The organism is Planctomicrobium aquicomposti (assembly GCF_051466325.1).
GTDB lineage: Bacteria > Planctomycetota > Planctomycetia > Planctomycetales > Planctomycetaceae > Planctomicrobium.
Genome location: NZ_CP195792.1, coordinates 2,538,658 through 2,560,047 on the forward strand (window position 1 = coordinate 2,538,658; position 21,390 = coordinate 2,560,047).

A 21,390-nucleotide genomic window follows, 5' to 3' on the forward strand; every position below is an offset into this window, starting at 1 on the left:
TCGAAATTATGTGGAAGTGAACTCTCGCGTGGAACTCGGACTGAGAGACCCTTTGGCCGTTTCCCAGTCCTTTTTTTCGACCTCGAACCATACCCCGTGCGACCGCCGTCGACATGTGGGATGGAACCCGAATAACCCTTGTCCGAGGATGATCTTGTAGAATTGATTCCCGTTAGGCTTCTTCGTATTCAAGTAGATTACTCGATCATGATCGACGAAATAGCCGTCATTGGGAAACGTGACTTTGAGACGATGGGATGCAAATTTCGCTGATATGGCCTTTGCTGCAGCATCCTGCTCTGGCCAGCTCGCGAAATTGGCTCTCCGTTCGTCTCCGCGAACGCGTCCAGCTTTCACGATGACTTCTGCGTCATCCGTAACTTTAAGTACCTTGAGAAACTCTTCGAGTACCGCAATTTGCTGTGGACCGTGAACGATGTGAGGGTCAATGATGACAGCACCGCCGATGAAGTGCTTCAGCAGATTTCCAAGAAGTAGCGGTGAAAAGAAGTTGTGATGCTTGCCCGGTTCAAGCGTGAACTCATTGAACTCGCGTAAAACGGGAAGTGTTAACGACTTTGCTGAAGGTGCGGCGTCGACTGCTTCATTGGCCTCATGTTCTCTACCCAGGCGATTTCTGCATACGCCGTCTACTTCCGGACCAAGAGGACAATCCCACGGCCATTTCCAGACGGTATTGAGGGTTTCATCGCTGTTAAAGACAGACAACGTGGCGACCTCTCTGGCACCCCGCTCACACGACAAAACATTTACACCGAGAGCCTTCAACTCAGCAACTCGATGATAGGCCAAGGTCATCGATGCCGCAGACCCTGCAGCTGGAACTTTCCCCAGGATGAGCGTGACTTTGTCGGCACCACAAGGTCGACTTGCAAGCTGCTTCAGGACGTCGAACCAATCGCGATTCAGACCTCGGATTGGGCCGGGCATAATCTCATCCACAACCAGAGATACAGTTGCTGCGGCTGACATCAAAGAATCGACCATTTCGCGTCCCGGTGAAGCACTGATATCTCGCCACGGACTTGGATGTCCAGAGTCCAATGCATCAACTAGCACCCCCAGGTACTTGAGTGGTGCCCCGCGTGATAGCTCGTCATGCGCGAACTGATTCTGGTAATCGCAGAGACATCCATAACAGCCCGTACTGTCTGGGTCACAATCGCAACCAGCGAGCAACTCCTGCGCCCGGCGAATCACTTTTGGAAGTGAATGAAGGATGCGACGGCAGTGACCGGCACCTCCCGGCACTGCATCGTAAATCACGACCGCATGACGATCTGCCTGATCCTCAAGTGGTACGGTGGTGGCTTCCAGATCCGAGCGCTCAATGTTCAACTCGCGGCAAGCAGCATTCGTCAGGGCGTAAGCCAGACTTAGCCAGAACCCCGTATCGATTCGGGAATGCCCAGTTCCGTGAAACTCAAGCCACACAACATCGGTTTCATACCGATGGCCCAATGCAACTGCTTGTCCCTGAGAATTTCCGCCAATCTCGATCGGCCCCTGACATGATTGGCCGCGATCGTGATAAGGAGGTCGGTGTCGACGCGGCGTATCCTTCTTGTCAAAGTGCACTCGCCCACACTTACCGCACAGTGTGAATCCTTTCCGTCGCGGGATGCCATGACGGTCGGTGGTAAAGTCTCCGAGATTCAGCACGAGAAGACTTCGTCCGCTGAGGTAATTGCCTTCGACGCGAGTCGGGCTGTCGTTCGTGGGAAACGACTCACTATTTTCAGTTGAATGGCTGTCTGAACTCTCTGAATTTCCCCAGTAACGAAGGAAAAAGGCCCGAGTCGCCTGAATTCGCGCGGGCCGCTGCCCACGTGGCTCTTTACCTTTTTCTTTCACATCGGTGACAAATCCCCATCGAGGTGCTACCCATTGAAGCGGCCGATCGTTGCCGGAGGTCAAGGGCTGGCCGCACGTTGTACATTCCGGCTTCACGTCGTCAGGTTTTTCGGTCCCTTGGGGCCATGCCTCAAGAGCGTTGCAGTGATTGCACCAGCGGAACCAGTTTGTAGGATCGAATTCTAGGGCAGGAAATTTTCGCAGTCCGACTGAACGGTAGATCCTCTTACCCGCAACGACCTCCGCACCGGGCGCGTATTCGCCCAGTCCGATCTTGCCGTCGCGCTCGAACTTCAATCGTGACGGGTCTCTCGCTGATCGGTTCGGATTGAATTCCTCTCGGAGGACATGCAGTTTCACGACATTCACGGGGAAGGCGAAGCTTGGCAGTGCTCCACGACTCATCAGGAAGGAAATCAGGAATTCATCACGCTGCTGTCTCAGGAGTTTGCGGAAGGACTTTGCTAGGTTCAGTTCCAACTCTCTTTCACCCTTGAGCGTGTTTTCCAGTTCTTGTTTTCCATCTTGCCGAGCTGCCATCGCCTCGTCAGCAAGGTGTGAGGCTCGATTCTCATGCCGTTCCTCTCCAGATCGAAAACTATTTACGAGATGAACCGCATCATCGCATGCCTTCGCCAATGGGTTGTCGCCCTGTGGATTAGGGTCGGCAATCAAATCGAGGACATTTTGGACGTCTGCCGCCCGAAGTTCGGGAAAGGCGCTTGAAAGCCGTGAAGTGCAGATCTCACGATTTCTTTTGTCCATCAGCCAGTTGCGTAGGTGATCGGCGGGGGTGCAGTTCGTTCCATCAAGCCGATCTTCGAAGTACGCACCCACCGTACCTGACATGCGGAACCGTTCTCTCTCGCCGCCAACGACTTGTTGGCTAAGCCAAGCCCAGAATTCCGCCAAGATCTCTGCAAAGCAGTGCCGCTGCAGGATTTTCTTGTTTGTCAAATCAATACGGGGAGGATCGACATCACCAGCAATCATGTTCTGAGGTTTCTTGAAGTACGTTTGGTCATGCGGCCGTCTTTGGCAGTACGTCAAAACAAACGCCACTGCGTCAGCACGGCGGCCAGCCCGCCCCGCGCGTTGCAGGTAATTCACGGTACTTGGAGGAACATTGCGAAGCACAACTGATTGAAGCGAACCAATGTCGATTCCCATCTCAAACGTCGTGGAGCAGGAGAGGACATTGACCTGACTACACTGAAACGCTTCCTGAGTCTGCTGGCCAAGTTCTGAGGCAAGCTGGGCGGTGTGCTCTTCACATCGAAGTTCAACGCGAGACCCATTCACGAACCTCGCAGTAAACATGTTCTTGGAAAAATCGTTCTCAGGGAAATCTGAGTGGTCGACTGTTCCGATCTCACCTTGGCAGTGTGGCTCAGCACAAACACCGTCCAGGAATGACGTCGTGAAGGCTCCGCACGCAGCGCATTGCCACAGTCGCGAAGGACGTCTGACTCGCAATCCATCATGTCGGACGGCAATGGCGGGCACACCACTCTGTTGCGACGATTCCAGCAGATCGCCAAAATCGTGAACAAGTCCATCAAATAGGAAGGTCAAGAATTGACGAATGGCTGTATCGCTGACATCCGCTCCTCCTCGTTTCTTTCCCCAGCGTCGAAGCATGTCGACGTAAATCGTATCCTGTCCGCCTGCGTTCCACATTCCATGCAAAATGTCGTCACTACCGCTTGGTTTTTCTTTCACCAAGTAGTGCTGTTTGGAGGCAAATCCCGGTCGTTCGACGCCCGACGGGACAGTCATCAGATACTGTCGTCTCATGAGCCGGATAACGCGATCGACGAGGTCGCGCAAGTGGCCCAGCGTTAGCTGTGGTCCGGGCCACGAAAAATCGAGATTCAGTGGTTCGTCCTGCCGTTCTTCAAAAAGGGCGCGAATTCCATCTGGCCACTCAACTTGAAGCAGTCCAAGTGCCTCCAGAACCAATGGCTGTGTTCCCGAGATTTCACGAAGGACGTAGTTCAGAATGGCATTCTTCTTGTCGCTGACGCTTGACAAGTACGATTCTTGGTACGGGCTATCCTTTAGCTCTGCAAGGTCACGGTCCTGAAGGAACGGGACTTGCAATCCGCGCTGCTCGATCTGCTTGATGGCCCCATTTGCCCAGTCGCTCAGAGACAATGCCTGGTCATGTTCCCGCAGGGCATCAAATGAGACTTGGCGAATCAAGTCCTCTCGCGAGTGATCCTGCAGGTACGAAGCCATGAAGGCTGCGTTCTGACGGCTGTCACTGAAGACCAGCAGTTTTCTGCCGCCTCCGGTGAACGGATCAGAGTTGACGCCGAATCTATGGGCAAAATCAGCCTGCAGTTCATCTCGCTGAAGTGAGGTCAAAGCAGGAAGCAGAGCATACAAGGACTCAGTGAGTACGCTGACTGGCGCATCTTGACCAGTCTGAAAGCGACCAGTGACCCGCCCATGGCGGTGGTCGCTACCACAATGGGGACATTTCTGGACATCCGTGTGATCGGAACTTCCTCCGACGCGATACAGGGTGCGCCAGATTGGAGTTCCGGGCGATGTGCCTCCTTCGAGTTGTCCGTTTCGCAGATCAACCCGGATCGCATCCAGATGGGAGCCATCCGCAGAGTCGGGAGCAAAAGCCAAAAATTGAACAGGTCGGCTCCATACCGGTGGCTGGTCGAGTCCTTGTGCTTGGGGGTTCAGATCAACTGAAAGGAATGGATATTTGCAGCTTCGACAGTGTGAAACCTCAAACGCAACACGATCCGGCGGCTTCTTGCGTGTGACTGCGAGGCTTCTCACCCTGAGTTCTGGAACTTGCCATGGAATTTTCGGATCGGGAAGCTCCGCATCACCAGCCAAGTCGACAAAAAAGCCCTCCAACGCACTTGCAAACAGGTGATAACGGCACGGCAGAAGTGCCTGCTCACCGGGGCACCGTCGGGCAGAGTTGCACGACGATACAAGCCGTTCAAGGTGAGATGAGTATTCCTCAATCTGATCCGAGGACCATTCCAATGCCAGTCGCTCAAACTGCTGGGGTGTTTCCTTCACCCGTTCCCAAAGCCAGTGAAACCGAGGGTGCCTTCGCAAGAGGTGATAGAGAAATGCCCGACGATCCTCTTTCGCGTGAGTTTTGGCCTCATTCCAAATGTGTGCCGGCGCAATGCCCTTGAACACAGACCAGAATTCGTCATCAGCCGTTCGATCGAGATCTGACAGGGCTTCTGGCGGGATCGATGCCCAAGCACTGTCACTCTTCTGCTCCGCATCAGCCGCATCAAATTCCCAGCGGTCTGCATCTGACGCGGGATCGAGACGTTCGGCGAAGATTACTCCGGATTCATCAAAATCCAACCCAAACAAGGCTGCGGCGAATTCGGCGGTCTTCTTTCGCCGTTCGTCAAAGGACATTTTCTCACCAGCAAGTGTTGCGCTTGTTGCGATACAGACTGGATCATGAACGGAGACACCTCGCTTCTGTTTTCCACGACGCACCGCAGCACGAACCCGTTGCATCAGCCGCGCCAACTCGATCCCTTGCGCTCCTCGGTAACTGTGAGCCTCATCGAGAATCAAAAACCGCCATGCGAATTCGTCGACGTCGTCAAAGAACGGGGATTCCTGAGGCCGAAGCAGCGCCTGCTCAAGCATGGCAAAGTTCGTAATCAGCAGATCCGGCGGATTGGCGATGATCTCGTCTCGGGCAAGAAGTTGATTGGCGGGTGCATTTGGCTCTCTGTCCATCCCATCTTTCCGCGTATTCGCCGTTTCGCTTGTATAGCGTGCGAACGTGATTGGGATCGGCTGGTCGCCTCGACTCGGCCAGTAACCGACAAGTTGCGTGAGTCGTCGAATCTGGTCATTGACCAGCGCATTCATTGGGTAGACGAGCAAGACTCGAATTCCACGTCCGACAACATCTCCATTGCCAGTTCGTGTTGGATGCCTCAGAATCCAGTCGATAGACGGAATGAGGAAACATTCCGTCTTACCGCTGCCGGTACCGCTTGCCACCACTGTGTGGCGGTCAAGATCGAAACGACTAGCCTCACGACAAAGCCGTTCAATCGCCTGCTCCTGATGACGATACAGTGTGCGATCACGCGGAAATCGCTCTCGGCGACGAGGAGCTACACGCTGGGACGTCCTTGAAGGTCCGACCGATGCTCGCAACCCAAATCCAGTTGAAGCCGTCGTGGCTTGAGACGTTCCTCCCGTCTCTGGTGACGAGAAGAGCTTTGCAAACGGCGGAATAAGAACACCGTCTTCGACCAGACGGCCCAATGTTCGTTCCCCTGGCAAATAGGGTGCAGTCGCTTCCAAAAACGGACCTGCCAGAAGCTGGCCCGGTTCAGAAAGTAATGCCGAGAATCTTTCAGATAGCTGAGCGATTCCTGCATTCAGACCGAACGTGGTGGTCAAATAGGAGATGTACTGATTTTTGAGGCGATTGGCGACGTCAATTGGGTTCATGTGTCTTCTATCAAATTGGGCCGGCGGCGTCGGTATTTTGGGAGGTGAGCCTTTCTGGTGCCGAAATCCACGGCCATCTCAACGGCCTCCCACCTTGGCTTCTTTTGCAGTTTGCAAGTGACACGCATACCGCAGATTACCTCAGCCATGTGACAGTGCTCGTGGTGACCTCCATTATTTGCCTTCTGAGCCTGCATTCTCTGCAGCCGCTCGCGAGAGCCTTCGGATATGGAAGGCCACCTGAAGCTTGCAAACCAGTGCTGCTCGGCATCGCCTTGGGTCACGTAGTCGTGGAGTGTGGCTTCGAGTGAAGGAGAACTGCGGTGATGCAGGAGAACGATACCGATGCCAGCGTCGTAGCCCACAATAATTCCAGATACTTCACTTGCGCTATCTCCTGTCGGCCTGATGATTGAAGCCGGTGAAGGAATCGTTCCAATGTGGGCTTGGGGAAGTGTCTCCAATATGGACATCTGACTTTCAGTGTGATCACTCCGGAATCGTGCAGCAGCTCCGAGTCCCCCGCGATAAAGCGTCCAGTACACGAGTTCTGCGAGTGCAACTGTCCTTTGCATCAACTTCGGCCACTGAGCGATGGCAACCGCCAATGCACTTAGGAATTCGCGTTGGATCGCCGAAATTTCATCAGGCTGTTCAAATCCAGCATTCTCGCCTTCCCAGGCTGAGATGCGGTCTATCCACGCAAGTTGCCATGCAATCAGTGCGAGTGGTGGAAGACCAGCGCGAGTTTCAACCTGAACCGTGCGGCCAAAAAGCTCCTTGACCTCCGATTCCCCTGGCTTGAAGATCTCTGCATGCAAAGGACCGCTCGTCGGATCGGCAACAAGAACATCCTTGTAACGGTCGAGGAAGTTGAATGCGGCTATCAGCTCTGGAGTAAGGATTTCCTTGTGCGTCCAAGTGGCTAGTGATTCAAGGATGGTTGTGTTGGCGAGTTCCCTTGCAGGGATTGGTTCAACGACTAGCGGCTGCGTGTTGGTAAAGCAGCACGTTGGAGATGACCGATTCAGGGTCTCGATAGCCCATCGGTTCTCGTCAACACTCCAGTAGAGCGAATAGCCAGACGGAGGTGACGTCGAGCGACCTCGTCCGCGACCGCCATTCGCCTGACTGCCGCGTGAATGCGTGTCAAAGAACTGGTCGTCGCAGGTCGCTTGACAGTCCAGAGCCTTGTCATCAAATCCCAGCACCTCACAAAGCTCATCCGGCGTTTCCAAGGAGTTCGGGAGAGGTGGGAGGGCAAAACTGTGATGGTGTCCTAGGTCAGTGCTGGCGGTCATTGCAGTTCGGCGACTCAGTGGCAAAAACGCGGAAATCGACGGCAAGTCGAGTTTCTCGTGATATTCCAAGACTCGACTTGCAGCTTCGGATTGCATCTCATCGAACTGTTGCGGCAGACTCTCACCGCATTGTTTCAACTGATGTTCGAGTAGCCTGCGTCCCGTGCCAAGCAACCACAGATCACGAATGTAGGTCAGTGGATATGCAAAGGTGTTGGCAGGCAGCTGGCCGGTAGCAATCCAACGAATCGGGTAGAAGCGTCCGACGGGAATCCCCAACCTCAGAAGCGAAACGAAGATCTCGGGAGCATTATCCCCCGATAGGGCAAGACCAGGGGTGTCTCTGGAGACGCGACGGACGAGCGTCAACACGGCACGATGAATCGCCTGTGCCCAGTTGCGATCCCGATCATTCGTGGATGGCTCTGCGAGCGTTCTATCCAAGTCGGCCAAGAGGCGAATCGCACTCGCCAATTCGAATTCATTGCTAGAGACCACGTCTGATAGCAATGTGGCAATGCCTTCACATTCAAATGCGCTGCGATTCAGGCGCATCAACGAGATGTGATGAAGAAACTCCGGCCACGTAGCCGGTCGGCCGACGCTGAGTCTGACCTCTCCAGTTGAACGACTCAGCAATAGAGAAGCCGGCTCCAGTGTCTCCGACCGCCGTGCTGCCAAGTGGAGGACTTTTTGGAAGAATCCACCGGCAGATCGAGCGAGCGAGATGGAAGTCCACTCTGTACCCGGCAGGTCATCGCAGTCCGCCAACCACTCACGGAATTCCAGTTCCGGTGCGGAGAGCGAGAAAGCCTTTGGAGATGACAGTACATCGCAGGGGTTCCACGCGACCACCACCATACCACCTTGTTTAGTGGTGGACTGCCACGTGACAATCAGTGATTCCGCGTCCGAGTCACCCTGCAAGGAATCGATCAATGGACGCTCGCTCTGAAAAACAGCCGCATACCGCTGGCCTTCGCTTTCCAGTTCGACCGTTTCGCCGTACGACAGCAGACTCAAGACGCAGGTGTTGCCAGAAGGACCCGTCTGAACCCTGCCAGTGTATGCCTCTCTGTTGATTTCCAAATCTGAGCCAGCGGGAGTCTGAATTTCAAGCTGTGCGTCACGCTCTGCGACCGTCTTCGGGCTGATGAAGAGCGGCTCACGAGTCCATCCCGAATACTCGTCGCCAGCGTGAGTGATTCGCCAGCGCAGTGCTTCTAAGGGCCAGCGAAATGTCAGTGGCGAAATGCTTTCCGTGGACCAGCACCACCTTACTTTGAGCATTGGCTCAACTGTTGTGGATCGCATGATCCAATGTCGTCCATCTTTGGTCAGCTCTGCTTCTCTATCGTCGCAGATCTGGCCAGCGTCGTCCGCAGCGGAGATTACGACGGAAGCACTGAGGTTTTTGGAGTCGGTGACTGGCCCCTGGATCTTCAACCCAGGGACAATCGCAAATCGTAGAAGAGTTCGACCAACGCCTCGCGACTCACGAAGCTGATAGATTCCAGCCTGTTCAACAGGCAGCCGAGTAGCGGTTTCAGGCTTCAGGTCAACTCGCACTATCACCGCAACTGAATCAGTCGATTCTTTGAGAAGTTGCAGCGAAATTGGCAACTCTCGCCGGAGGATCACCGTCGGAGCAGCCGCGTAAACGCCGAGCTGATTTCCATCTGGTGTTGCCGCCTGCGCGATTGAAGAATCGACGAACTCAACTCGGGGGCCGGGACGTCGTGCGAGGGGAACGCGGAAGCAATTGTCGCCGACGAACCATTCCAGATGCGTCTGCGAGGCTGATCGAGGAGGGACTTCTACTTCCCAAGCAGTCCAGTTTTGATTGCCCTTAAACCAGCTCCATTTCAACTGGATCTGAGCGACAAAGGGAACTGAACACTTCGAGGGAGTCCCTTCGAAAACCACGTACCATCGTCCCGAGCCAATTCCACTGGCATCAATGGCCAGACCGTCTTCGAGGTTTCCGTTATGCGCGTGGAACCAGTAGCCCGGCCACTCCGATGGGTAGGGGGTAAACACTCGCCCCGTTCCACCAGCGGGAGTGGTTGGATCAACCGAGATCTTTTCAGGGAACGGCCCGTTGAATTCAGCGGTCTGTCCTAGATGCGTGCGAGACCAAAAAAGTTCAATGGGACGTCGGTCCGACGTGACTTTCCAATTGGTCGAGGTATCGCTGGGGAACGTCAACCGAATCTCGCCGGTCTCAGGATCGTATCGCAATTGAGGAAGCGCCGCTCGCGCTACCCTCGGCGTCTCTGATTCCGACGGCAACGCAGCACGAACTTCATCCGGGTCCAAGGCAAGCGGCAGCTGCTGAAGCTCGTCGTTGCAATCCCCCAAAGTCTTCCATGCCAGCACAACCCGAGCGAGGCAGCCCCACAGCTGGGTTGCTCCCTGCAGGTTGCTGGACAGCAGACGTTCAACGTTGCGATGAAGGAAATGGTTGATCACCAACTGTGAGCGAATATCAGAAGGCAGCGTAACTGCCTGGGGACCGAATTGGTCGCAGGCCATTCCGATGACGGCCATCGCTCTCGGAAGCGAGGCACTCGGCATTCCTGCGTGAAAGACAATCGGTCCAACATATGCCTGCCCTTCGCTTGGAACGCTGTAGCCGAATGATTCTAGAGCCTCACGAAACCAACGCCCGAGCAGGGATTGAGACTGCGGACCAGCGAGCACTTGACCCCAGAACTTCTCCGGATCGGCAAATACCGCTTCTCGGATCCGGCTAAACAAGAACGGCCAATATTCCTGGTGCCCCTCCGCTGCATAGTCTTGTCTAGCGACACTCACCATCCCGACAAGCACTTGAGCCAGGAGCACTTTATCGGGTAAATACGGCTCTGTGTGATGTCGCAGTATCTGGAAATAGATCTCGCGAAGACATCGCTGAACACAGCTCTCGTCAGCGCAGGCATCCACGAGTCCGACAATGTCAAACTCGTTTTGCTCAAGAGCATCGACTAACGACTTGTCATCAACAGGCATTGATGTCGTTGACATATTGAGTGTCGTGATTCTTACGCTTGAGATTTCAACTCCATTTTTCGGGCCGATTCCTGAAGCCTTGGATCAGGAGTCGTTGTTGGCACCAGTCCTGAGGAGAGACTCCTGCACGTCTGGCAGGAAATCATCCGGAAAGAGTTCCCATGCCTTCTCACAGGCAGCTCGGAAATGCGGAAGGCCGGTGAGATAAGCATCCTCATCCGGAAACGCTGCCTCCAGCGTTTCGTCTCGGTCTGGAAAGTAGATACTGATCCAATCTTTAATAATGAACGAAATCTCTTCTCCCTTCCCGTCTACCATGATTTGTGCGTCTTCAATGGTGGCTGATTCGGGATAGAACTCGGGCTTGATCAGAGGCTGTGAGGAGACCATCTCTTGGACGAGATGTTCTTCGACGGTCGTCTTCCAGAGGTTCAGCTTGCCACCACAGGGAATTGGGCTCGCCAGCACTCTGGGATTCGCGACGATCCAGCAAAAATCCCCGACCACGAAATGTGGACCAACGGCATCATTCAATTCGTACTTTGATACGAGTGGCTTGAGCCGCTTTGCCAGTTCGTCGATGTGAAAGACATCCACAAGCTCGACGCAGCCAAGGATGGATGAGGTCGTCAGGCTTTTCTTGTCGATCCCGAAGAATCGGCACTCTTCAGCGTCGACTTTTCCTGATGCATGAATCCAAAGCGGTCCACGATACCTCGTGTCCCAACTCCGATTCTCGCACCAGTCTTCACCGGTCAGCAAAAGTGAAGCCCACGGCTGCCGGACCGACAGCACCGTCAGTTCCTGGGTCGACATGTTGCCCGCCTTCGAATGCCGGATGAAGTGGAGAGAAGTTCCTTCAACTGTGAGATTGCCACATGTTCCATTGGCTAGCTGATACGCCCTATCGTCCGCAAACTCGGCGACTTTAGCAAATCACCGGGCGTGACGAAATCTGCGATTGCTGCTCCCACTTGTGCTGCCAATGGTCCTGCCATCGGGGCTCCGTAGCGAATTTGGTCGCTGGCCAGCAGCGAAGCGGCGTAGTCCGCGGCAGCTTGTTCGAGATCGTTTGGCGAGACATCGGGCGTTGCCGCAGCTGCCATGGCGCGGCCCGCCCTGGGAGCATCGACATAGGCTTCAATCAGTGCTGCAAGCTCGGCATCTGAGACCTGGTCAGCTGGCGGAACTCCCGGAGCCGCTGCCATGGTCGCCCGTTCCAGCTTCTGAGGCTGTCGCATCAACTTTCCCAAGAGGCTATCCGGATGCACATTCGGGAGATCGTCTCCCGACGGCGCCGAAAACCCTCTGCGGCGCAGCCGTCGGTTGGATCGTCTCCGCATGGTTGAACTGACCTGCGAGCCGATCTCCAGACTGTACGGATCGTCGTCGACATCATCCGCTTCGTCATAACAGCGAAAGACGAATTCCGAGCAGATCATCGGCTGTTTTCCACTGGCGGTCAGCTGAGCAATGAAGGAATTCGCTTTGTTCATCGCCTTGAACGCAATTTTCCCTAGGAGAGAATCCTGCAGGTTCAATTTTCTCGTCAGGCAGATCGCTGCCACCAGCAGGATCTCGGCATAGGCGTACCGGTTTCCATCGGCAATGTAGCGCTGTGCAACGTTCATTACCGGTTGGCTGCTCAGATTCCGGCCTGAGAGCCTTCGGACGTCAATCCAGTTGGTCCCCTGAAACGAGGTCGCGACGGGATTGGCATGCACGCCGGGCTGTCCCACCATCAGGGCCTCCCCGACCATGCCATTGTCCAGATAGATTCCGGCATGGGTGACGTCGGTCCCATCCAACTTCCGAATGAGCTTTCCGATGAGGGTCTGGCTGCTGTAGAGCAGAACGTCGCCGGGTTGAAGATCGTTGGGGTGCATTTTCGAGCCTTTCAGGTTGTCTTCCGATCAGCGTGACAAGTTGTTGATCCTCTTTTACATCTATGCATACTCGATTCTGGCAGCCTCCAGCCTCCTGAACGATCGCGACAAGTCATTCTCGATGTCGTGCTTAAGTTGATCCACTTCGCGTTGCAATTGATATAGTCCAGCAAGCGTTGCTCCTTCGGAACAGAAGATCTTCCGCGTTCCATTGGGCACGTCCAGCGAGTCGCGAATCCATTGAGTTGCCGCCAGGTGGTCAAGATGACGCTTGCAGCGTTCCAGCAGGAGTAGTTCCATGCCGTGCATGACGGTGAGCTGGGAGTTGTTCATCGAGTACACGATCGCGGCGATGTCATAGCTCGACAAATCGACACCAGCATCAGAATCGTACTTCAACGATTTGAGCAGCCGAATCGCTTTACGGAGGCCGCCGAGAGTCTGCTGGTCTTTGTTGTGAAGGCGGTCGTTGTGGAGGAATGGGAGATTGGCCAGACGGACCCGCTTGTGGGCGTCCAAAATGTGAATTCCCCGATCCCGCTTCAGGCCAGACCTCGCATATTCATTGGTGTCGTGCCAATTCGAAGCCACCACATCGATCTTCCGTCTGAGCGAGCCTCCCTCGATGGAGACGGATTTTGAACCACTGCTGTCCACCGTCGCTTCTGGGAAGTTTTCAATGAGCACGCGGGTGCTCGCTCGACGCAAAATGACGAGGTCCTCGACCGGATCTCCCTGATATGGATACGATGGCCTCTGTGGGGGCTCCAGCGACACGAAGGCACAATGAAGTGTCAATAGGTCGATGTCGCTTTTCGCCTTGATGTGCGTGTCATTGGTTACGGAGCCCTGATAGTCATACTCACAAATAATCCCCTGTCCGCCGAGGTACTTCTCAAGCTGATTGCGGACGCGATCACCTTCGCGGAAAGTGTTGTCCGTGTATGTCGGATCAATCGGCTGCATCGCACCAATCGCATACTTGATGGCGCTACTCGATTCGGACATCCGTTCGTAAACTTCATTGGCCCGCGCGTACTTCTCAGTCGGCTCATGCGGGTCGATGCGTCGCTCACGGAGCCGTTGCAAACGAGTTCCGGTCATGTAGTGTGGTCCTTGCATTTCTCTGTCTGCTCCTTGGTCGGCACCGTGATACGAGTGAGCTTCATCTGGCCGAAGCTGCGCCTGTTGTGATCGTTGAAATACATTCCCGTGGCAGATGTGCATGCCTCATCAAAGATCAGCTCGCACGTCCCGTGATGCGGAGACAGGACCGGTTGCCCCGGCCTGGGTTCATTTTGATAGTTGTAGAGCAGCCGGATGCCGTGGCCATCGTCTGCCGTGATGCTCGCTGGTCCGCTTGTGGAGCGAGAAGTGTCTGTGCAAATCGCAACTGACAAGCGAGACCAAGTCTGCTTAATCGTGACGGTCCCGGTCCATGTCTGTGCGGGGTTCCCGTCCGAATCAAACCGTTCACCTTGGCAATGCCACTTTCCGTTCAAATCAGGAAGTCCGAGAAGTCGTCGGATCAGCGACAACTTCCACAGGTAACGATCAAAAACGAGAAACAAGACACTGAAGAGCGTGAAGCTCGTGACCGCCAGGCCAATCCCAATCCATCCGCTGATCGCGGTGATGACCGGGAGGAGCGTCGATGCTCCGATTGCCAGATAGAAAATGATTCTCTCGCGCGGGTGCCCCCGCATGGAATAATCGTGCATGACTCCGCCCGCATGGCGTCAAACAAGTGGTGGTCGATGATATTCCCTTCCAATTTGCATTGAACGTGCCAGTCCTGACGCGGGATCAAAGATTTCAGAAATGCAGTGTTTTCTCAGGCCACCGATGGGCCAGTTACCATCTCACGGCGTGAAAGCCACATCGACAGTTGTTTGAGGACAATGGTATTTGTGTAATGCCACATTCTGCCTCGCGTTACGCTTCACGACGTCGAACGAGGTACAACTGGGTATCCAGGACCTGCCTGGAGTAGAGGGCGAGGCGATCCAGCGGGTGCAGGTTCCTGCGTCGCCAATAGACCTGTGATTCCTCATCTTCGGGAATCAAGCCTCGTTGAGACTTAGCGTCACCTTCCAAGATCTCCTCAAGAAGTGTTTTGATGCGTTCCAGCGTCTGCTGGGCAGCGATCTGCCGGTCCGGGAGTGCGGACATAACCCGTTTCACCATCGCGGCAGCAGTGATCGGCTGTTGAATCAGGACGGGGGTCGAGCACAGGTAGGCCGGGCCGGCGTTCCGGAAAGCGACGTGATGGTCATCGTCATCCGGAAGATCGCCGATGGCGGTCGGCGGAATCCAGACTGAGCGGTCGACCGTGGTCTCTGTCCGGTATGCTTCATTGAATTCTACGGGCTCATGAAACAGAGGGGCCGCGTAGAAGACGAGATCCCCGGCCTGGTCGCGTTTCAGCAGTTCGCTGTGTTGCTGCGACAGGCGTTTCGGCCGCAAGTGCATCCGGTAGAATGGGCAGGTCAGCAGGCCGGCGCGAGACTCAGCCGCGGTCGACCGCTTCATGTAATCACTCAGCTTGAACTGAATGAACAGCGGGATTCCCCCTGCCTGGATCATCACGTCATATCCGAACCCCGCTTGCCCCTCCTGATAGAGAGAGGGGAACACCGGCGCAGCCACGATTCCCGGCAGACAGTGGAGCAGTTCGTGGGTGATCGCGAAGCCATAGCTGAACTCGGAGATGTTTGGCTTCATATCGCGTCAACCGGAAAATGGCCTGGCATGCTCTCCTTTGGACGCGAAATTACCGCCATTCACCGAACGCGCCTTTGGACCAGTCAGGAGCCTTCCTGACGATGTCGCTAAAATAGTGCGTCGACTCGGCATGTTCGCGAATGGCGTCGATCAGATCGACCCGTTGTCCCTCTCGCTTCTGATCCTTCTCGACTGACTCGCAGACGTAGCGGTTTTGCTTGAGCCATTCCCCAACGCCGTCCTGCTCGACGAATTCCAACGGAGCATATTCCCGGATACAGCGACGACAGACGCCGTGAAACGCGTTCGCGTGCATATCGAGACAGTGAACTTTGACGGTGTGTTCAATGTGCTGGTACGGCCTGCGACAGATGGCACATTTCCCATGATCCCCATCTCCTGCCGTCACAGACTCGAACCGCCAACCTTCTTCTGGGTCGATCGAACGAGCGCGGATCACCTCCAGAATCGGAGGGAGCAGTTCATTGACGATGATTTGAGCGTTCAATAGGTTGCTGTAGTCTTCTTCGCTGTAGGTTCCCGCAGATTCGTGGTCCCCCCGATCGGCGGACTGAATGGCTTCCGCGAACCGAAGAATCTGGCGGCTTGGAATTGGCTTCGTCAGCTCATCAATGCGGCCGTCGAGGAGGTCAACCAACTCCTGATAGTCTTTCACGGTCATGTTATTCATGGCTTGATATCCTCTGCATCTTGCACATTTAAGGTTACTATCCGCCGAGGCCGTAGTAGGCGGTGATGGCGGCGGGGATCAGATTTCCAGCGGTGGCGACCGTCACGTCCCAGGCTCCGCTGGCAGCCTTGGTCATCATGGTTCCGATCCAGGCACTGACTTTCGGGCCGAAGCCGGAAGGGGAAGTCGGTTTCGGGTCTGCATTGAGGGCTTCCTTCAAAGATTCGAGGTCTTCAGCCGTGATTCCCGCTTCAGTCAATCGCTGCTTGAGACTGTTGAAGTCCCCTGCCTTGATGGACATGTTCAAGTTTTGGGTGACCGTACTGCCGGCGACATCGCCCAGAATTCCCTGAAAGCTGTTGATATGGATGTTCTGGCTCGTCATCGCGATGGCCTTCTCTTCAGACGTGAATCTCATCCCCTCACCAAGAATCCCCTGTTTCTCCAGCCGAAGAGACCATTCAAGAATGGTGTTACGGACAGCATCGAGAGCCCTGACCACATAAATTCGTGACATCTGCATCACGGGCTCCATTGGAAATTGCCCCTGTCCCTCCAATAACAAGTTGCGGACGCCTGGCGGCATCTGTACCTGAAATGTTGACGATTCACTTGCCGCCAATGCCACCAAATCGGCGAGTGGTTGCATCATGGGAACCCGAGTAAGTTCTTCGTCCAGATCTTCCGGAAGGTAGTAAGGAATCAGCCGTCGTTGAACGTTATTGAATACATGCAGCGATGCCTGGGCACGTCGATATTCGGGAACCTCGCTTCCGGCGGTGTAGCCGTGTAATTCGCTGTTGATCCATTGGCTGAAGTCTTCAATGGCAAGTTTCGTTGCTACAATCAGTGCCTTGCGGAGCAGTTCGTCCACAGGGCACTTGCCGTCGCTGGCGAGCCGTTGGAGTTCGATCACGATTGGATCAGCCATCATCTTCCTTTTCGCAGTTGTCTACTTTTGGAGGAGACCTAATTTGCTTGAACGTTCCAAGGAATGACATCATTCCACCACTCTCGTCGGATGTGAAAAAGAACGGAGTACGCCTCGCTATTCCTCGAAAAGTTCTTTTTGCTGACGTTTCGGAGGAGGGGGTGAATGCTTCAGAACCTGCCTGACGACATACTGCCCAGTACGGCGGTAAGCCGACGTTGACTCGTCGTACTTTTCGCCAATCTCCAATAGCACCTGTAAACGGTCCCCGGCCCCGAATTGCTCGGCGCGTCCCCGCACACGCTCACGGAATGCTTCGTCGGCCATCGACGCGGAAATCGTCTTACCTTCGTATAGGAATTTCCACTTTGCTTTGCCCGCCAAAACGGGAGAGTGGACGACGAGCGTCGTATGTTCCCCACGAATCCGTTCATCAGGTAGTTCCTCATCTTCACCAATGTCTGGGTACTTGAAGTATGGGAACTCCTGTCGGGAAATGTTGACGATTTCTTCCTGCGTTGCATTGTTCACAAGCTGGACGCCGTCGATGGCTTTGTCCTTTTCGATGTCAACGAATGCTTGATGCAAAGCTGCAGTCACCTGCGGGTTCTGAACGATATTGATGACAACATTGTCGCCTGAGTTCACTATTGTTGGGCTTTGGGACGGCGATTCCGTTGACAATGTCTCCGGCGGCTTCCCCTGCAACGACTTCTTCAGATCAACGGCTTGCTGGATCGTCTTGAGTATTCTTGATGCCACATCATTGAGCGCTAAAAGCCCCAGGCCTCCGTACACAATCAGATCAAACGGAATCTCAAGGCTGCCCTCTTCGAAGGGCCGAACCCGTATTGCAATTTCTCGCTGGTCGCCGATTCTCTCGTTCGTTTCCTCAATGAGTACGACGAGGGCGTGCAACATCGATGCAACCGCAGCTGCGTCCGCCGTCGATTCGGGGGTTCGCAGCCGAAGCGAAACCGATTCAATTTCATCAGTTGTGGTCGCTGTACTCATGTGCCCACGTCATTCCGATTCCACCTCGACTTTTCTTCACAGCGACGGCCACATGGCGGCGATGGATGCTGCTTCCCCTTGCATCAGGGCGAGGAGATTCCCATCGGGTGGTTCGTCGGTGATGAGCTTTCCCCGTCGGACGTCCAGTAGTCCCATCGTGAGCGTGCGTGTGGAGTTTTGAAGGTTCGCATCCATCAGCGACAAGATCCCCCGAACTTCAAGCTTTTTGGGTTCCGGGCCTTTGAAATAGAGCTTGATGACATTCCTGGCCCCGTTGAATTCCAAGCCGAGTTCAGGATTGACCGACACAGACACCCCGTGAGCAGTCCAGTCGGCTTGGGGAGGTTTGAACCACGTGACCTGCTTTCTCCCAAGGAATTTCTTATACCCTTGGGCAATCTCCGGATAGTTATCTCGCTTTGACTTGTTCGAGACGTTCGCCGCAATGGTCTCGATGGTCGAAAATGACTTCCCATTGCGGTGGTGCGCCACGATCGCATCGCGAATCTGCTTGTAGTAGTCCGTGACGGGATCGTAGCCGTCAGCAGATTGCTTCTTCGTTTCTCGCAGGGACGTGAACTTCGGCGACCCGCTTTTTATCGTGAAGTCGATGAACCGCGTCAGAGAGATTTCGATCATGCCCGCTCCTGAAGTCAGAGATTTCCGCGAAAGGCACGTTGGACAAGAGAATAAAAGAGGCCGTCGGCATCATCTTGATGAGTCTGTGTTGATGCAATGTAGCCTTCGATTAATCGCATTTCGTCGTTGAGACGAAGTTGGGATTCGATGGGCGGTATGGGGACTTCTAAGTTCTTCAACAGATCCAGGTTCGTACCACTCTGGCCCGCAGTGCGTTCCGAATGGGCAACGACTACGTCGTGAATCTCTGGTATTTGAAGCAAATGGAAGATGAAATCCTTGGTTGTTCGCTTGGTTGGCTCGGCCTTCATTAGGGCGACATTGTAGCTGCCCTCTAGACCTCTCAGTATCTGGAATACTGGCGGTCCGTATCGCGCGATCATGACATCGTCGCTTTTGAAGGGGCGCTTTGCCAGTTCTGCTGGAATGTAGGTCGGATACTTGTCAGTCTTGAAGTCGCGAATCTGGATCAGTCGCACATACCCAGGACGCGGAGCGTTAACGAAAGTGCTTTTGGGGGGCTGTGAGCCACCTACAAAAGTGATCACATTCCCCAGCTTTTCGATCGGCCAACGATGAGGATTTGTATGGGGATCGCCCAGTCCAGCACGGAAGGTGGACGTAAGTAACGCCTCTTTCGCCATTCGAACAGCCTCCTGCCGTTTGCGGCGGATGGCGTCGGCCTTGTCGAGGATGTCGGCGATCCGCTTCTGCTCAGCCAGCGGCGGCAGGGGGATCTTGAGCCCGAGCAACTTGTCGGTTCGCACGGCACTCTGATTGACCCATCGAGTACATAGTCCTGTAAAGACCTTGCGCTGCTGTTGATACGTCAGCCATCGGCCCAAATACCGTGGTTCGAGGATGTCGGATTTGACGCGCACTCTCGTGAAGTGGTTGCTAAAAACCACGGGTTCGCGGTGTCCGAGGAAAACGGCCGTCTTTCCTACTAAATCCGTGCTATTTGTATTGTTGAATAAAACGTCTCCGGGTCGAAGACTAAACTCCTCGATCTGTTTTCGGGATGCAGGAACCCGAGTTGCCTGAGTGAGGTTGAGCGCCCCCGATGTGTCGACGTTGTTCATCCGGATCTGAATGATTCCAGCATCATCGCGATCTCCGCTTGCAAATCCTGATCGAGTATCGGCAACAAGTTCCGACAAAGGTGCCGGTGCCCAAGTGTTGGAAGTAAGCGAGTTCTTCATCCGAGCATCGCCTCCAGTTCCTCCAGGTCGTTCGCGATCTCGGCTTCCAGCTTCTTGAGCCGTTTCAGGATCACTTTCGGCGAGTCGTATTTCACTTCCTCGTGGACGATCTCCTTGTACCGGTTCAGCGACAGGTCGTAGTCGTTCTCAGCGATCTCTTTCTTCGGGACGAAGAACGCTTTGCCGGTGCGGTCGGAGAAATGTTTCTTTCCTTTCCCGCCGTTCCATTTGGCCCATTGCTGCGGCACGTCGTCCACGTCCTGAAAGTCAGTCTCGCTGCCGATCTTGTCCCGTTTGTCGTCCAGCGTGAACCCGTCGGTCTCCACGTTATAGAACCAGACGTCTGTCGTCTTGCCCCCCTTGGTGAAGAGCAGAATTGCAGTGGAAACACCCGCGTATGGTCGAAAGACCCCTGCCGGGAGTTTGACAACGGCTTCCAACTGATGATCATCCACCAGCAGTTGCCGCAGGGCTTTGTGGGCTTTCGAGGAGCCGAAGAGCACGCCGTCAGGAACGATCACCGCGCAGCGGCCCCCCAGCTTGAGCATCCGCAGCATGAGGACCAGGAACAGCAGTTCGGTCTTCTTGGTTTTCACCTTGCCGGTGAGCGAGGAATGGACATCTGCCTCGTCCAGGCTCCCCTTGAACGGCGGATTGGCCAGCACCAGATCATAGGCGTCGGCGGCCAGCTTGGGGTGTGCGTCGCTAAAGGAGTTGCTGAGGGTGTCCTGATAGCTGATGTTTGGCTGATCGACATCGTGCAGCATGAGGTTCATCGCTGCGATGCGGAGCATGGTGACATCGAAGTCGAAACCGAAAAACATGTCTTTGTCGACATGCTTGCGATACGGTTCGAGCAGATCCTCGCTGTAGGTGACTTCCTGCTCACCGTCGGCATTGGTCTCGACGACTTTCCCTTCCGGGGACGTGTATGTGCGGCGAAGGTATTCGCGGACAGCGACGAGAAACCCGCCGGTTCCGCAGGCGGGGTCGGCGATGGTCCAGTCCGGTTCGGGCTGTACGAGTTCGACCATCATCTTGATGATGTGCCGGGGGGTGCGGAACTGGCCGTTGATGCCAGCGGTGGTCAGCTTGCCGAGGAGGAATTCGTAGAGATCTCCCTTGGTGTCGGCATCGGCCAGGGGGAGCTTGTCGATCATTTCGACGGCGGAGATCATCAGGCTGGGCTTTTGAATCATCAGCTGAGCGTCGGCCATGTATTTGCCGAACGTGGTCGCTTCGCCGTTGGCGTCTTTTCCCAACGATTTCATGTGAGGGAAGACCTTGTCGCGAATGTGGGCGAGCAGTTCATCCCCCTTGCCGATGTGCCGATAGTGCGACCAGCGGAGTTTCTGGCCCTTTTCTTCGGGAGGAAACAGCTTGCCGGGGAACGGCTTGCCTGCCCGTCCCTCTTTTGTGTGTTTCCATTTGCGCTCTTCGCGACTCTCTCGCATATCGAGCAGGCGCGAGAATGCGAGGAAGGAGATCTGTTCGATGACCGTCAGGGGATTGGTGATCCCTCCGGTCCAGAACTCTTCCCACAGTTTGTTGACTTGAGCTTTCAAGGTGCCGGTAATCATCCTGATCAGGTGTCCTCAGTGGTCGTACGGTGCGATGGCTGACGAAAGGAACGCGGTTG

At 54.9% G+C, this 21,390-nt stretch carries 13 protein-coding genes; all 13 read right to left on the minus strand.

The genetic code is table 11. From position 1 onward, the window contains the following. Positions 1–6: 6 nt before the first annotated feature. On the minus strand, positions 7–6,351 hold the full coding sequence (locus SH664x_RS09805; protein WP_437207076.1) for a DEAD/DEAH box helicase: 6,345 nt from the start codon (positions 6,349–6,351) through the stop codon (positions 7–9). Continuing rightward, complete coding sequence (locus tag SH664x_RS09810; RefSeq protein WP_437207077.1) at positions 6,348–10,679, minus strand: hypothetical protein; 4,332 nt, start codon at positions 10,677–10,679, stop codon at positions 6,348–6,350. The genes SH664x_RS09805 and SH664x_RS09810 overlap by 4 nt, the downstream gene beginning before the upstream one ends. Before the next feature lie 69 nt (positions 10,680–10,748). Beyond that, a complete protein-coding gene (locus SH664x_RS09815) occupies positions 10,749–11,480 on the minus strand; it encodes an ASCH domain-containing protein (RefSeq protein ID WP_437207079.1) in 732 nt (243 codons plus the stop codon). 74 nt (positions 11,481–11,554) lie between these two features. Beyond that, positions 11,555–12,550: a hypothetical protein gene (locus SH664x_RS09820; RefSeq protein WP_437207081.1), complete on the minus strand. Its 996-nt coding sequence runs from the start codon at positions 12,548–12,550 to the stop codon at positions 11,555–11,557. A 60-nt stretch (positions 12,551–12,610) separates the two neighbouring features. Further along, positions 12,611–13,654: a hypothetical protein gene (locus SH664x_RS09825; protein WP_437207083.1), complete on the minus strand. Its 1,044-nt coding sequence runs from the start codon at positions 13,652–13,654 to the stop codon at positions 12,611–12,613. Continuing rightward, positions 13,651–14,271 carry a hypothetical protein gene (locus tag SH664x_RS09830; protein ID WP_437207084.1) on the minus strand — a complete coding sequence of 207 codons (621 nt, stop codon included), beginning with the start codon at positions 14,269–14,271 and terminating at the stop codon, positions 13,651–13,653. The genes SH664x_RS09825 and SH664x_RS09830 overlap by 4 nt, the downstream gene beginning before the upstream one ends. A gap of 214 nt (positions 14,272–14,485) precedes the next feature. Further along, positions 14,486–15,274 (minus strand): hypothetical protein, encoded by a 789-nt coding sequence (locus tag SH664x_RS09835; protein ID WP_437207085.1) that lies wholly within the window; start codon positions 15,272–15,274, stop codon positions 14,486–14,488. A 49-nt stretch (positions 15,275–15,323) separates the two neighbouring features. Then, a complete protein-coding gene (locus tag SH664x_RS09840; RefSeq protein ID WP_437207086.1) occupies positions 15,324–15,965 on the minus strand; it encodes a hypothetical protein in 642 nt (213 codons plus the stop codon). A gap of 37 nt (positions 15,966–16,002) precedes the next feature. After that, on the minus strand, positions 16,003–16,899 hold the full coding sequence (locus SH664x_RS09845; RefSeq protein ID WP_437207088.1) for a hypothetical protein: 897 nt from the start codon (positions 16,897–16,899) through the stop codon (positions 16,003–16,005). 114 nt (positions 16,900–17,013) lie between these two features. Then, on the minus strand, positions 17,014–17,910 hold the full coding sequence (locus SH664x_RS09850; RefSeq protein WP_437207090.1) for a hypothetical protein: 897 nt from the start codon (positions 17,908–17,910) through the stop codon (positions 17,014–17,016). Positions 17,911–17,946: 36 nt separating this feature from the next. Further along, a complete protein-coding gene (locus SH664x_RS09855; RefSeq protein WP_437207091.1) occupies positions 17,947–18,549 on the minus strand; it encodes a hypothetical protein in 603 nt (200 codons plus the stop codon). 14 nt (positions 18,550–18,563) lie between these two features. Beyond that, positions 18,564–19,751 carry a restriction endonuclease subunit S gene (locus tag SH664x_RS09860; RefSeq protein WP_437207092.1) on the minus strand — a complete coding sequence of 396 codons (1,188 nt, stop codon included), beginning with the start codon at positions 19,749–19,751 and terminating at the stop codon, positions 18,564–18,566. Then, a complete protein-coding gene (locus SH664x_RS09865; protein ID WP_437207094.1) occupies positions 19,748–21,331 on the minus strand; it encodes an N-6 DNA methylase in 1,584 nt (527 codons plus the stop codon). The genes SH664x_RS09860 and SH664x_RS09865 overlap by 4 nt, the downstream gene beginning before the upstream one ends. Positions 21,332–21,390 lie beyond the last annotated feature (59 nt).

What these genes read in the sequence shown, in the direction of transcription:
- SH664x_RS09805 (WP_437207076.1), bottom strand. Translation starts at nt 6,351, where the DNA reads ATGAACCCAATTGACGTCGCCAATCGCCTCAAAAATCAGTACATCTCC.
- SH664x_RS09810 (WP_437207077.1), bottom strand. Translation starts at nt 10,679, where the DNA reads ATGTCAACGACATCAATGCCTGTTGATGACAAGTCGTTAGTCGATGCT.
- SH664x_RS09815 (WP_437207079.1), bottom strand. Translation starts at nt 11,480, where the DNA reads ATGTCGACCCAGGAACTGACGGTGCTGTCGGTCCGGCAGCCGTGGGCT.
- SH664x_RS09820 (WP_437207081.1), bottom strand. Translation starts at nt 12,550, where the DNA reads ATGCACCCCAACGATCTTCAACCCGGCGACGTTCTGCTCTACAGCAGC.
- SH664x_RS09825 (WP_437207083.1), bottom strand. Translation starts at nt 13,654, where the DNA reads ATGACCGGAACTCGTTTGCAACGGCTCCGTGAGCGACGCATCGACCCG.
- SH664x_RS09830 (WP_437207084.1), bottom strand. Translation starts at nt 14,271, where the DNA reads ATGCACGATTATTCCATGCGGGGGCACCCGCGCGAGAGAATCATTTTC.
- SH664x_RS09835 (WP_437207085.1), bottom strand. Translation starts at nt 15,274, where the DNA reads ATGAAGCCAAACATCTCCGAGTTCAGCTATGGCTTCGCGATCACCCAC.
- SH664x_RS09840 (WP_437207086.1), bottom strand. Translation starts at nt 15,965, where the DNA reads ATGAATAACATGACCGTGAAAGACTATCAGGAGTTGGTTGACCTCCTC.
- SH664x_RS09845 (WP_437207088.1), bottom strand. Translation starts at nt 16,899, where the DNA reads ATGATGGCTGATCCAATCGTGATCGAACTCCAACGGCTCGCCAGCGAC.
- SH664x_RS09850 (WP_437207090.1), bottom strand. Translation starts at nt 17,910, where the DNA reads ATGAGTACAGCGACCACAACTGATGAAATTGAATCGGTTTCGCTTCGG.
- SH664x_RS09855 (WP_437207091.1), bottom strand. Translation starts at nt 18,549, where the DNA reads ATGATCGAAATCTCTCTGACGCGGTTCATCGACTTCACGATAAAAAGC.
- SH664x_RS09860 (WP_437207092.1), bottom strand. Translation starts at nt 19,751, where the DNA reads ATGAAGAACTCGCTTACTTCCAACACTTGGGCACCGGCACCTTTGTCG.
- SH664x_RS09865 (WP_437207094.1), bottom strand. Translation starts at nt 21,331, where the DNA reads ATGATTACCGGCACCTTGAAAGCTCAAGTCAACAAACTGTGGGAAGAG.